Raw genomic sequence first — 13,303 nt, forward strand, 5'->3', positions numbered from 1 at the left:
GCCTCTCCCTAATGCCGAAGCCTCAGCGGCAGCAAACAACCGCCTCATGCGCTCATCCAATGTCCATGCAAGTTTATTAAATCTGATTCGTATTGACTCAATGGTGTTATCTTCAATTATCATGAAGACATGATACTATTTTCCGACTTATTTGTTACAGTTATTTATTTACAATTCCTTAATGTAAGAGCGCTAGGAATTTGAAGGCAAAATAAGCGTAATGGCAATACCGGCTAAAGCTTAAACTTTTTTGTTATTAAAAGGGTATGAAAATGGATTGTCGTGATTCATACCCTTTGTAAGTCTCATATATTGATTTATTGATATAGTTGCTCAAATAATTAGCTAATCCTCACTTCAGCTAAGTTTAGGCATATGAGCATTTTTACTACGCCAGAAAGCAAAATTAGCCCAAACTGGGCGTGGTTCTGAGCTTAATCGCTGCGCTTTTTACGATTAGACATTTAATTCGTTTGGAAGAGAAGCAGCGTCGTTGATCAGCTATCTCATGTCTTCTGCTCCCTTTTAATCCATTCCCTGGCACATCGGTTTAATCAAAATTCACGCATTCGCATTCGCATTCGTTGTGAAATAAATCTTGCCAACTCCCTGATTTTTTTGTGTTGTGTATCGGTGAGTGGGTAAGTGCGCGTATCTATTCCACGAGTTTGGTTAGAGTGTCACCCTCCTTATATACCCCCGTTTGTACGATGATGCTATTTAAAGCAGCAAACGCGTCATTTTGCAGCTACATTTATTTTCACATTACGTTTATTGCTTTTGATCTCATCGGTATTTTCCAGAGAGCCACCGTCATCTTACCGTTTTGAATACATAGCGCTTGGTTTGGGAAAATTTATGTAAGCATTTTTATAAGCCAGGTTTCGTAGTTTCAAGAATCCTGCTTAACATTCTTTTAGCATTTTGTTGATGCCTTTCTAACACGCGCAAGCTTAGTCTTGTTTCTAGAAATGCAGCAAAGAAGCCATGACTACAAGAAGCCTATATGTAGTTTGGCTTTATACCTCCTGTAAAACTTTGGTTTATGCATTTTTACAAATCGACAAACTATTTTTTTATCAAGCATGACTAGCTTATAAGGAGTAACAAAAAAGATGTTGGAAGAATTTATCTATAATTTTACAAATAACTTGTTCAAGCCAATATTGCTTTTTTTCTATTTAGGGTTTCTGATACCGATACTTAAAGTGCCGCTTGAATTTCCGCCGGCATTATACAAGGCACTCACTATTTATTTATTGATCGCAATAGGCTGGCATGGGGGAGAAGAGCTTGCAGATCTCTCACCTGAAGATTTTATAGATGCTAGTGGTTTTATGGCAATCGGGTTTGTTACTAATACATTTATTGGAATCATTGCGTATTACTTTCTGCGGGCCGGTACCAATATGCGGCAGATCGATGCTGCGACGGTATCAGGTTATTATGGTTCAGATTCCGCTGGAACTTTTGTGACTTGCGTTGGTGTCCTGGCTACGGCTAACATCGCTTATGCCGCTTATATGCCTGTGTTACTTGCAGTGATGGAAATACCTGGCTGCCTCGTCGCACTTTATCTAGTTTCTCGCCTCCGTAATTCTGGAAAGATGGATGAAGCAGGTAATATGCCAGGAGAACCAGGATATAATCCTATGACCGTTAAGGCTCAGGATCTGCAACCTGGTGAATCACAGAGCATTCTCAGCAAAAAAATTCTGCACGAGATATTTTTCAATCCGGGGCTATATTTACTGTTTGGTGGTATCGCAATAGGCTACATTTCTCGCTTGCAGGGTGTTGAAGTTACCCAGGCCGCCGATCGTTTTTTTGTGGTTCTATTCCAAGGTGTCCTTTGCCTCTTTTTGCTAGAGATGGGGATGACGGCTTGTTCGCGGCTTAAAGATTTACGGATGGGAGGCAAAGGTTTTGTCGCATTTGGTATTATTGCGCCCAATATATTCGCTTCCACAGGCATTCTTGTAGCTCATGGTTATAGCATGTTGCTTGGCCATCCTTTTGAAGTCGGAACTTATGTACTTTTTGCCGTGTTGTGCGGTGCTGCGTCATACATAGCTGTGCCCGCAGTTCAGCGAATTGCAATCCCAGAAGCAAGTCCGACCCTGCCATTAGCGGCTTCGCTTGGTCTGACATTTACTTATAACGTCACAATTGGAATTCCAGTTTATATTCTAATCACTACTCTACTGATTACTGCATATCCAGTGCAATAACATCGAGGAATTGATAACTGAACCATGTAGGGGGTTCTCCAACTTCCCATCGGTTAGCAGCATTCTTCATACAATTGGGACAATACCTGTACCTCCTGAGATCGAAATAGCTTGTCATTCAGAGGTGCGGGTATGTAGCAATTTTTAGCTAGCGATGCTTCTAAGCCCGATATTAGGAGGCCCTTGTTACAGCATCCTAAAACAGCTTCAGAACGTAGGAGAAGCTATGAGTGTAAATAAATCCTATCGTTGTTATAAAAATTTTCTATACAAAATCTTGGTCTGTAAATTTTTGTTTGGGTTGTGCTTTGCCTAGGAAGGAGCGCGCCGATGAATATTCTCATCATAGAAGATAACCAAGATATCGCTTCCAGTATCTATGATTACCTAAAAACTTTTGGCTATACGATTGATGCCGCTCGTGACGGTACCACTGGTCTGCGTCTGGCAGTGACCAATAATTATGATGCCATTATTTTAGATTTGAGTTTGCCGGATATGGACGGTGTCGATCTCTGTCGAACGCTTCGTCAAGAAGCGCAGAAGGTGATGCCTGTGCTTATGTTGACGGTTCGTAATTCGTTGGAAAATAAATTGGAAGGATTTAACGCTGGGGCAGACGATTATTTGACTAAGCCTTTCGCTTTGCAGGAACTGGCGGCACGTGTAAAAGCATTGACTAAGCCTCTATAGGCTCTGCTTTAGCCTATATTGCCATGCGAAGAAAATATAATTCATAAGTTAATTGATTGACTAATACAGTTTTTTTGCAGATTGAAAGTTATTTAACATTTTTTTGACATTTATTTAACTACACTATAGCTCTCCGTTACGATTTGAGTGAAGAGGGAAGCTATAGGAACACATTTATGAATGTGCTAATTATAGAGGATACCAAAGATATTGCTGCGAGCATCTATGATTATCTGGAATCTTTAGGCTATACCATCGATGCAGCTGGCGATGGAGTAACAGGGCTGCATCTGGCAGTTACAAACGATTACGATGTCGTCATCTTGGATCTGGGGTTGCCAGGGATAGATGGGATTGATCTCTGTCGCAGACTTCGTCAAGATGCGCTGCGTTTTATTCCAGTACTCATGTTAACAGCCAGAGATTCGTTGGCTAATAAGTTGGATGGCTTTAATGCTGGCGCAGATGATTACTTGACAAAACCTTTTGATTTAAAGGAGCTTGCGGCTCGTGTTAAGGTGTTGTCTGAGCGTATCAGCCGTATGCCAACTGCCAAGTTACAGGTTGGGGATCTGACTCTTGATGTGGGCACGCATGAAGTGACGCGAGCCGGTAGACCTATTAATCTCAACCCAACATTGTTTCGGCTAATGTTGTATTTAATGCAGAATCCTCATCGAGTCATTAAGCGTGAAGAAATAGAATACGCGATTTGGCAGGATGACCCCCCGGATAGTGATGCTTTGCGGACGCATCTTTCCTATCTGCGTCAAGCAATTGATAAGCCATTTGACAGACCTCTTTTACACACTGTACGTGGTTTTGGGTACAAACTGACTGATAGGCATGCAGAAGACGACTAACCGGATTACCCGGCGTATTGTTCTAGTATTTCTAATTTTTGGGGTTGTGCTGACCCTTATGCTTGGACTGAGCTTTGTCGCCGCGTTTAAGTCTGTAGAGCAATGTATGATCGATGAGTTATTGGATGCTGAGCTTCAGCATTATAGATCAGAGATAGAAAATACACTGGCGCAACAATCTTATCACTCTCGCACAACAAGTATTTACTTTGCACCTCTCGCTGCCCCTTCCCTGCTGCCTGAGCATGTGCGTCACCTTTCTCAGGGAACACATGATCTAGAGTATAAAAATCACAATTTCCGGGTATTAGTCAAAGATATTGGCGAGAAACGTTATGTCGTTAAATTTGACGGCACTAGTATTCATGAGCGCGAAAGCGAGTTCATCCATTTGGTCTGGATATACTCGATCACCATCTTGATAATCGCGCTTCTGATCGGTTGGAAGGCATCGCATCAAATTATCTCCCCTATCAAACAACTCGCGAACCAGATCATAACCTTTAAGAATAAACCGGGTGCATTACTTGATTTGTCGCAATTTAATGACGACGAAATAGGATTCCTGGCAAAAGAAATTCAGCATTATCACGAGCAATTGCAGCAAATGCTGATACGCGAAAAAGAGTTTGCGAGAAATGTGAGCCACGAGCTGCGAACTCCCGTTACGAGCATCAGCTTGGCCACACAAATACTTGCCATGAAAAAAAATCTATCGTCAGAAGAATACAATAGAATTCAAAGAATTCAACGGGCTGTTGACGAAATGTCTGAGTTGATCGAAACCTTCCTGATGTTGGCGCGTGGCTCTGATAAATCTTCCAGGGACAATTATGTTGTTTCTGAGGTAGGGCCCATTGTCCGAAAGGTAATCGAGCAACAGCGTGTATGGTTGGGTAACAAACCGGTGGAGGTAATCGTCAAGGAGAAAGGACACTTAAATGTATCTGCGCCATCTGGGGTTATCAGCGTGTTAATAGCCAATCTAGTACGAAATGCTTTTTTATATACAGAACGGGGTATTGCAGAAGTAGTAATAACACCCAATAAAGTCACGATCACTGATACCGGCATCGGGTTTGATTCTTCTACCCAAACTCAAATATTTAACCATCATGCGAAAGCTGGCTTACGGGATGCTAATATCAATAAAGTAAGGGGGTTTGGTTTGCCAATCGTCCAGCGTATTTGTGAATATTACAACTGGAAAGTATCATTCGAGAGTAAAGTAGGACAAGGCACCCGGTTTACAGTGCGATTTGATTCAGAATTAGCATGAGGGTTGCAGGGTCATGGAAACTCCTCGATTCGTCCCAGCCTTCCCAAATAAACCCGTTTCGATCCAATTGAGGCAATAATACATGCCGTACTTCAAATTTCTGCAAAAAAAGTGGCATGACTGTTTTTAGCATGCATCGTGTTGTGAATTCGGCGAATATTACCGCTGCGGTGAGCAGATTTTATTGAGTAGGGTAATCGTTGAAATGAGTTTATTCCCTTGCCGCCCCTTCCTTGCTTGATCGTATATTTTGCTAATCTCTAATGAGTTGCCATCAATACGTGCTTGTACCGTGTATGCGTCAAAACCTAAACGGGCACCGAAATTGAGCCAATCGAGCGGTAGATTGAATTCTGCGCCTTGGGGGATATGTTTGGCAGAAAAACCCATTGGAAGGGGGGATAGTTTGAAGGTTTGCGGAAGTCTAAGATTTTCACCGCTTTTTGGATGGAGAGAATCTTCATACAAAGCTACTTTGTTTTCTCGTTCCTTGTTTACCGAAATAAGCAGGACATAATGTTTTTCGTGCACAATATGAAGTAATAGATAATCCTGTTCTTGACCACTTTCACGCTCACCTTTTGTTTTGACTTGAAATACCAGTTCATTATCTGACGCAATGTCAGTTGTGACGCGCAAGATATCGAGTTCGGGGGGTAAAGATTTATCTAGGAACGATAAAATCATGCGTGGATCATCATACATATTCATTGCTGAAACAGGCATGCTTATTATCGCGAGCCATAACAGCACCGCTAGGACTATTTTCATGATTCAAAAAGTACTTTATTTTCTTTGAATAATTTGGCTACATGAGCGACATCCTCGAGCGCATCAAAGATGACTCTGATTCTTCCTGCGGGGTCGATCAGAAATGCGGTCGTACTATGATCAACTTGGTAGTGATGTTGGTTTCCTGCATTTTTCGTATAAAAAACGGCTTCTACACCAAATGTTGCCTTGAATCGCTCAAGGGCTTCGCCTTCGAAGCGGAGATAGGCAATGTTAGACCCAAAGTTTTGTGTATAGGTGGCTAAGCGTGCATCAGTATCTCTATCTGGATCAACCGTTACGAAAATACCCCTTATTTTGATTTGCTCGTTATTTGCAGCTTTGACCAGCATGGAAAGATTGGCAAGTGATGCCGGGCAAATATCCTTGCAGTGGGTAAACCCAAAAACGACAAGTTGCCATTGTTCGTTTCCCGTTGGCTGTGCTTGCCTCAAATGAGCTAAGGTATCAGCTTGTAATGAGATAGGGCGGGGCAAGATAATGGTGGCTGCATAAAGGGTAGATTGTATGAAAAAAAGGAAGGGGATTACTATCATCAAAATATGTTTTCTTGCTAAGAATTTTGGTTTCATTTTAACAACCCTTTTTTGATTTTTTACGACGTATAGTAGTTGAATAATCCATCTTGATATTTCTCCCTACTTTCTATTCATGGGGCTCTATACCGGATTGGTTTCCTGGAATCGACCTCTCTCTAATTTTCGTGTGGATGGTACGCTAGTAGGCTATCCGAGAATAGGCTGATCTACTGCGGACGAGTCTGGTTGGCGGGAATTTCCAATCCTTTTCATTATATAGAACGACTATTCGTCTCAAATGATTGAAAAAGCCAACTCAACCAAACTCACCCTCACTACGATCGCTATTCTCGAACAGCCTCCTGGCGAAATAAAGATAGGTCGTGGTATTAAATAGGGTTAGCGACTGCCTCCTGCAGCAAATATACCATGTGGTTTTACGAGACCGTCATTTGGTCCAAAAACTTTGACGACCGTATCTGTTGTTGTATCGATTTTTACAATATAGCCTGAAGCCCAACTGGCCAGCATGAGGTAACGGTTATCCGGAGTCGGGCTGAGTGTATGTGCGACTGCATAGCCTGTGGGAAGCTCATGGCCAGGCTTCATTCTTTTGATAAAGCGTGGCTTATAGCGGTCGCTTAAATCAAAAATAGAAACATATCCGTCGTCAGCGAAAGTGCTATCTATCGTGTCTTCCTCTGCGATATAGAGTTTGCCATTGACAACCGCTAGATCCGATGCGGAACGAAAGATACCTTGACCATTCGGATGGTTGGTATGTCTAATTATTTTTGTTGCGGTGCCTTCTAACGTGTCCAGTAACCAAACACTGGGCGGGATGATTTGCTTAGTGGTGTCAGGCGTTAACGATGTTTTGTCGAATTGCATCGAGGCCGTCAGCGCATAGCGTTCATCTAACCAATAGACGAAATGGGTAAATGCGGCATGCCGTTTTTCATCACCTAGCATAATTTGGCCGACTACTTGTAATTCGCCCGTTTCTCGGTTTGATTTATAAACATCAATGACGCTGTTATCGAAAAAGTATCCTGTGCCCAGTCCAATGGTGCCTGACTTGTTAAAATTGATCCCGTGTGTTTGCTCTGTATAACCAGGAATGCTGATTGGATCAACGCTAGCAAATTCATTTGTTTTATGATTGACGACGCGCACTCTATCTGATGTAAACTCAGTGAAATATAGAAAATCCGAGTAAGGCAGCAAAGTAGGTCCATGAATTTGTGTCGATTGAGCCAATAGCCAGCCTGGTACTGCCTGTATATTGTTGACGGCTTCAACGAATGGTAGCTCAGCTGGGGTGCCTGGATTATCTGCGGGGAGTGCAGCTTCCAAGGTGAGCCCGACGCTACCGGTTTCCCAATCAAGACTATCTACTCTTAGTGCAATAATGTAGGCAGGGTGGTCGTGTGTGTTGTCCGAAGTAACAAAAATTTTATTTCCTTCTGGAAGGACGACGGTATGCTGTAACGGAATGTTTCCGGGCCAACCGGCAATACTAGTTGGATCTACAGTAATCAATTTGTCATTTTCATAGTTTATGAGGTAGAGCATGCGGGTATGATAGTCAATCGCAGTCACTACCGGTTGCAAGTAATTATTATAGATATTGGGATATTGGTAGGTTGGTAGTGGCGTATGATGGTTGTCGCTACTTGCACCGGCAGCTGCGGATAATGCTATAAAACATGCTGCAGCAAATGGAACGGTGCAGCGAGTCATTTCAGTCAATGAAGTCATAAAATTTTCCTCTTTTTTAATGTTAATACAATCCACTCTTAATTAATTTACTTGACATAATACGATTGATTAAGAGCGGCCTATCGAAAAACAGAGTGCTTTCGAATGTCGATTGCCTCGATTGACTCAATCAAGCGATGGGCATAAAAATTTTTGTTTCTCTGGCTTGCTTGTCGATACAGGAAGCGTGCCGCTCGTTCCGAGCAATGCGTGTACTCCTCAAGACGATCGATCGATAGCTCGCTAGCTTATGTGTCAGTTTGCTATAAAATTTTTTGGTTTATAGTTAATGATATTTAAATTTCATAGGCTGCTGTTTTTTCATCAGCTTCTTTATGTTTTCAGGCAATATAGCAATATATAGCTTACAGATAGCTTACATTTCGGCAGTAAATGATATCCAAAAAATTATGAGGAAATCATGCTATTTGATTATAAATTAAAAAATAATAAGTGAATTATTTTGAATAGACTAGTGCAATGAGACCAATGGCTGGTGTGGTTCAATGTAATCGGCTATGTGTGGATGGAATTGATTTGTCTGTATTTGCGGAACCTCTTATTGGTTCTTAATTGCAAAAAAGCAAAGACCGAAATGCTTTAGACATAATCTGCTGAGGTATGATGGTTTCTGTGGATATCAAGAGCTCAGTATGATATTCGTAGCTTGCTTAGATTAGCGAATGCTTGATCTATCAAAATAACATAAGCAAATATATGTGTTCCCTTAGAGTCTAAGTTTTGTAATTTGCTGATAAACAAAGCTCTAGATTAACAATTTATATCTTTTGGCCTAGAGCCTGTGTAAAAAAGGTTTTGAGTGGTTCGTCGTTTATTTGCTCGGCGGTAGCGGTGGGGTCGTGAGGCAAAGGTGGGTTACCGTTTCGCCGCTTGCAAAACCACGGATTCCAAATGATACAAAAACGCCCTTTTTGAAATCAGTATTATGAAAATCGCTTAAATTGAGATTGCTAACTGAAATGGTAGGTTCGGTACGATTGTTGTTGACACGAACATCATTATCGGGACTTACATTATTTTTTGTCGCCAGCGTTCTTTCAAGGTCGACTTCTAAACCAATATTGTCTGAGACATTTGCGCAGTCCGAGCTTTCTGTTATCGGTTTTAGATCGAGAAAATGAGCGTGCCAGGTGGCATCGTTGTGTTCCTCGTTAATAACGCCTTCAAATAGTTTAGCTAATAAGCCGACCGTGGTATCGCATCTTTCTGCTGCTTTTTGTTCGAAGCTGTCAGCTACACAGAGATGTGAAGTCAGGACAAGCACGTTTTCAGGCTGACCGTCATCGGTAAAGCCAGTGATGATGCCGTAACCAATTGCACCCAAGGAGCCATCTGTTGGAATGATTCCGCCTGCAGTGATCGCCACATCAACTTTTTTAGGCGTTTTGGTGATGGTGAAATCCGTGATATCGGCCCATGTTTTTTGGGTTCTGGGATCGATCATATTTTGAATAAGTGTATTTGATGATGTTGCCAGAGCGCCACCCGCCACCAAAAGTGTCAGTATGGCTGCTATTAAATTTGGATAAAACATATTCATGTTCTTATCTCCTATAACTATTTAACAATCTATCGTTGGCGATAGCTATTTCTAGAAAAATCATATCTTTACTCAAATGCCACGCTCGCCATTATTTGGCTGTGGCAAAACCCGCTGCAATTTAAATGCAATGAATGAATCATTGCTCATAAGAAAATATTTGTTATTAAATGCTTGGATTAAGTATCTAACTGTTGTTAAATAGTCGTTAATTGTATTCTTTATAAGAAATAGCTAGTCTATATTTGGTTGATTACCCTCATGGCTATTTTTTGAGTCATTGCAAGTTTTAACTTTCAGTCAGGCATGCTTATCCATAAAGCTAATTTAGCAAGAGCAAGCTTACAAATGACTTACAGATTAAAAAATACATGAATTGAGCGAGTTAAATAGGGAACGGTGATGAAACGATATCCGACCAAAATCATGCCGCCTGATTACGAGCGAGTATTTGAACGTAGGCATTTGCTCGACTCAATCAAACGAAGCAAGACGGCAAAAGTGATATGGGTACATGGACCGCCTGGGGCAGGGAAAACTATTTTTGTCGCTAGTTTTCTGAAAACTAAAGGTGAATCGTTTCTATGGTACAGAATCGATAATAGTGGTAACCATTTTGCCGATATTTTTTATTTTTTGGGACTGGCGGCACAAAAGAACAATCCGCATAAAAAAATAAGATTGCCCATTTTTACTTCTGAATACGCGAATGACATCCTTGGCTTTGCGCGAGTATTTTTTCGTCAGTTATTTGCTTCATTGACGCGTGAGTCCGTTATCGTGTTGGACAATTGCCATGAGCTGGAAAAAGATACGCTGTTTATTGATTTGTTGCAGATTGTAGTTAATGAGTTGCCACAAGAGATGCGTTTCTTTTGTATTGGTCGAAGTCGGCCACATGCAGCGCTCAGTCACTGGTATTTAAGTAACGAGATGCTCGAAATCGGTAATTCTGAGCTGATATTTAGCGCGCAGGAGAGTCATGCTTTTCTGAAATGGTTGGATCCACAACTGGACGAATATCAAATCCAGCAAATCCAATCAAAAACACAGGGTTGGGCGGCAGGCATGGTGATGATGGCAAGGCAATATGCTTTTTTGGGTTTTTCCGAAGCTATCAATACTGAGTCAAATGTTTTTGATTATCTTGTATCGGAGATCTTGCTGCGTTTACCAAAAGAGTTGCGTGAATTTTTGGTGATAAGTGCGTTGTTTAACCAACTTACTGCGGAAATGGGGCTGGCGCTGACAGAATGCCGGCAAGCAAAGCTTTACCTTGATGAATTAGTTTCCAGAAATTTTCTAATTGAGCGTATCGCAAGCACTAAGCCAATTTATCGGTTCCATCCCCTGCTTAAAGATTTGTTGCTGATGCAAGCTGATTTAATGTTTGAACGGGCATATTGGCAGCAATTGCAACGTAAAGCGGCAACAATTTTGATTAAAGAAGGAAGCGCTATCGAAGCCATGATGATTCTTCAGGAGCTAAAGGATTGGCCAGCCTTGAAAGGGTTGTTGCTGCAGCATGCAAGCAAACTGGTAGCTTCTGGGCGGCATCACATCGTTATGCAATGGGTGGAAGTGTTGCCGCAAGCATATTTGAGTGAGGATGCATGGTTGAGATATTGGTATGCTGCAGCATTGAAACCGGCAAGTCCTTTGCTGGCAGAGCAGCAATTAGAGCATTGCTACCGGCAGTTCTCGGCTGAATGTGATGTCATGGGTGTGTATTCTGCATGGCAGGCTGCAGTGGAATCGATTGCTGTGAGCTGGGATGACACTTCTAGGTTCGAAATTTGGGTTGCTCGCCTAAGTGAACTGCGTCAGCGATTTCCTGTTTGTCCATCAATTGATCTGAAGATTCAGTTTTATGCAACAGCGATTTATGGCCTTTCCATTTATAATCCCCAACATCCCTGGTTGCGAAGTATGATCAGAATATGCGAGCGGGTGTTCCACTCAAGTCCTTCAAAAACAACGAAGATGTTGCTTAGCACACAGCTAGCACACCATTACTTGTTGACCTGCCGCTTATCTAAATTACGTGCAATCACTCCTTTTCTGGAGTCGGCTTTAGAAGATAAATCCTTGCCCATGATGCCAAGAATTATGTGTGCCTATCTATTAAGCATTCAAAAACTTTATCTTGCCGAAAGTATTGCTGCGCTGGAATTTGTGCGTAAAGGTCTTGAATTATCTAGAGCATCGGGTATTTATTTATTTGAAGATATTTTGTTGGCAAACGGTATTGGGTGCCATATCGGCTATGGAAACTTGGTGGAAGCTAGAAACATCCTGCAGTATGTGCTGAAAAATGGGAACACCCACCAACGTCTATCGGTTTCCATGATACATTCATACGCAGCTTGGCTGGCAGCACTAGACGGGAATCTCCATTATGCCTTGGAGCAAAATGGCCGATCACTCCGATTGACAAGATTAATCAATTTGGAGATTGGTCATGTTTGTTCATTATCACTTAAAGTGCAAATTTTGGCCGAACTGTCACAATTCAAGAAGGCCGAGAATACTTTGCTGCTGCTTAATTCGATTATAGGAAATAGTTGCTGGAACCAGTTTAATTTGATTCAGTATTACGTGGCGGAAGCTTGGTTGGCTCATTTGCGACAAAACGAGCGGGAGGCTGTGGCAGCAATTCATCGGTTATTTAAGATATTGAGCGCAGAGCAAATATATACTTTTTTTAATTGGCGTCCCAAGATGCTTGTAACGTTTTGTCTGATCGCAGTTGAAAATGGGATTGAGGAAATGTTCGCAATCAAGTTACTAAAGCGGCATCAATTAATGCCATCCCCGCCGCCGTTCTATCTGGAGAGCTGGCCATGGACTGTACGAATCCATAGTTTTGGTGCGCTCACGATAGCGATTGAAGGCAAGCTTCTCAAGCAAACAGGTAAAACTCAGAAGAAAATTCTTGAGCTGTTGGAAACGCTTATCCTGCTGGGTGGGCGTAACGTCAATTGTGATGATCTGACGGAGGTACTCTGGCCTGAAGCTGACGGTGACATGGCACGGCAATCCTTGGAAACAGCCCTGCACAGGTTGCGCAAGCTCATTGGTAAGGATGCGATCATGCTGAATTCGGGAATGATATCACTCAATGACAGTTATTGCTGGTTGGATTTATGGGCTTTTGAAGCGACTGTGATTGATCTGGAGAAAGCGTTAAGTGGCGGGAACTCGGCATTGATCCAAAAGTTGACTGACCGGTTATTATCCTACTACACCGATACATTCATGAAAAATTCTGATTCTGGGCTGGCGTTTATGAAGCAAGCGCAGCTATTGAATAAGCTTACCCATGCTCTTGAGCGCTCAATAAATTTTCATGAAAAATCGAAAGAGCATGAACGTGTTTGCTGGTTATTGAACAAAGGAATGGAATTGGTCCCGTTGGTGGAATCAAATTACAGACGACTTATGTCGTATTACGTCATGCTTGGTCAGCCGGATCAGGCGTTGCAAGTCTATCGGCAATGTTACCGGGTTTTATATAAGGGGTTCAATCTTCCGCTCTCAAGGGAGATTCAATTGCTCGCCAGTCAATTGGAAGTGATTGATCGATAGCATTGCCTCAAATTGGG

The 13,303-nt window shown here is 42.0% G+C and carries 9 protein-coding genes and 1 pseudogene; 5 read left to right on the forward strand and 5 right to left on the reverse strand.

The features are described 5' to 3' along the window. Positions 1 to 123 (reverse strand): annotated as a pseudogene (locus C8R30_RS12600) (ISAzo13 family transposase); the annotation flags it as partial. A 992-nt stretch (positions 124 to 1,115) separates the two neighbouring features. Here C8R30_RS12600 and C8R30_RS12605 point away from each other — a divergent pair. From C8R30_RS12605 to C8R30_RS12620, 4 genes are all read left to right on the forward strand, one after another. Beyond that, positions 1,116 to 2,231, forward strand: coding sequence for a sodium-dependent bicarbonate transport family permease (locus C8R30_RS12605; RefSeq protein WP_107783444.1), 1,116 nt, complete (start codon positions 1,116 to 1,118; stop codon positions 2,229 to 2,231). Positions 2,232 to 2,561: 330 nt separating this feature from the next. Next, entirely contained in the window at positions 2,562 to 2,924 is a 363-nt protein-coding gene (locus C8R30_RS12610) for a response regulator transcription factor (protein ID WP_090669771.1), read from the forward strand. A 176-nt stretch (positions 2,925 to 3,100) separates the two neighbouring features. Beyond that, positions 3,101 to 3,787: a response regulator transcription factor gene (locus C8R30_RS12615; protein ID WP_090669774.1), complete on the forward strand. Its 687-nt coding sequence runs from the start codon at positions 3,101 to 3,103 to the stop codon at positions 3,785 to 3,787. Continuing rightward, positions 3,771 to 5,066, forward strand: a complete 1,296-nt coding sequence (locus C8R30_RS12620; protein ID WP_090669777.1) for a sensor histidine kinase — start codon at positions 3,771 to 3,773, stop codon at positions 5,064 to 5,066. The genes C8R30_RS12615 and C8R30_RS12620 overlap by 17 nt, the downstream gene beginning before the upstream one ends. A gap of 159 nt (positions 5,067 to 5,225) precedes the next feature. Here C8R30_RS12620 and C8R30_RS12625 read toward each other — a convergent pair whose 3' ends face one another. The 4 genes from C8R30_RS12625 to C8R30_RS12640 form a co-directional block, all read right to left on the reverse strand. After that, positions 5,226 to 5,837 carry a DUF1292 domain-containing protein gene (locus C8R30_RS12625; RefSeq protein WP_239654136.1) on the reverse strand — a complete coding sequence of 204 codons (612 nt, stop codon included), beginning with the start codon at positions 5,835 to 5,837 and terminating at the stop codon, positions 5,226 to 5,228. Continuing rightward, positions 5,834 to 6,394 carry an SCO family protein gene (locus C8R30_RS12630; protein ID WP_107790260.1) on the reverse strand — a complete coding sequence of 187 codons (561 nt, stop codon included), beginning with the start codon at positions 6,392 to 6,394 and terminating at the stop codon, positions 5,834 to 5,836. The genes C8R30_RS12625 and C8R30_RS12630 overlap by 4 nt, the downstream gene beginning before the upstream one ends. Positions 6,395 to 6,775: 381 nt before the next feature. Next, a complete protein-coding gene (locus C8R30_RS12635) occupies positions 6,776 to 8,137 on the reverse strand; it encodes a YncE family protein (protein ID WP_239654135.1) in 1,362 nt (453 codons plus the stop codon). An 832-nt stretch (positions 8,138 to 8,969) separates the two neighbouring features. After that, positions 8,970 to 9,698 (reverse strand): hypothetical protein, encoded by a 729-nt coding sequence (locus C8R30_RS12640; RefSeq protein ID WP_090669783.1) that lies wholly within the window; start codon positions 9,696 to 9,698, stop codon positions 8,970 to 8,972. A gap of 402 nt (positions 9,699 to 10,100) precedes the next feature. On the opposite strand from C8R30_RS12640, the gene C8R30_RS12645 reads away from it, so the two are divergent. Continuing rightward, entirely contained in the window at positions 10,101 to 13,286 is a 3,186-nt protein-coding gene (locus C8R30_RS12645) for an AfsR/SARP family transcriptional regulator (RefSeq protein ID WP_090669788.1), read from the forward strand. Positions 13,287 to 13,303 lie beyond the last annotated feature (17 nt).

Source organism: Nitrosomonas nitrosa (assembly GCF_003051105.1).
Lineage (GTDB): Bacteria > Pseudomonadota > Gammaproteobacteria > Burkholderiales > Nitrosomonadaceae > Nitrosomonas > Nitrosomonas nitrosa.

Coding starts and splice junctions, on each gene's coding strand:
- C8R30_RS12630 (WP_107790260.1), bottom strand. CDS start 6,394: ATGATAGTAATCCCCTTCCTTTTTTTCATACAATCTACCCTTTATGCA.
- C8R30_RS12615 (WP_090669774.1), top strand. CDS start 3,101: ATGAATGTGCTAATTATAGAGGATACCAAAGATATTGCTGCGAGCATC.
- C8R30_RS12640 (WP_090669783.1), bottom strand. CDS start 9,698: ATGAATATGTTTTATCCAAATTTAATAGCAGCCATACTGACACTTTTG.
- C8R30_RS12605 (WP_107783444.1), top strand. CDS start 1,116: ATGTTGGAAGAATTTATCTATAATTTTACAAATAACTTGTTCAAGCCA.
- C8R30_RS12645 (WP_090669788.1), top strand. CDS start 10,101: ATGAAACGATATCCGACCAAAATCATGCCGCCTGATTACGAGCGAGTA.
- C8R30_RS12635 (WP_239654135.1), bottom strand. CDS start 8,137: ATGACTTCATTGACTGAAATGACTCGCTGCACCGTTCCATTTGCTGCA.
- C8R30_RS12620 (WP_090669777.1), top strand. CDS start 3,771: ATGCAGAAGACGACTAACCGGATTACCCGGCGTATTGTTCTAGTATTT.
- C8R30_RS12625 (WP_239654136.1), bottom strand. CDS start 5,837: ATGAAAATAGTCCTAGCGGTGCTGTTATGGCTCGCGATAATAAGCATG.
- C8R30_RS12610 (WP_090669771.1), top strand. CDS start 2,562: ATGAATATTCTCATCATAGAAGATAACCAAGATATCGCTTCCAGTATC.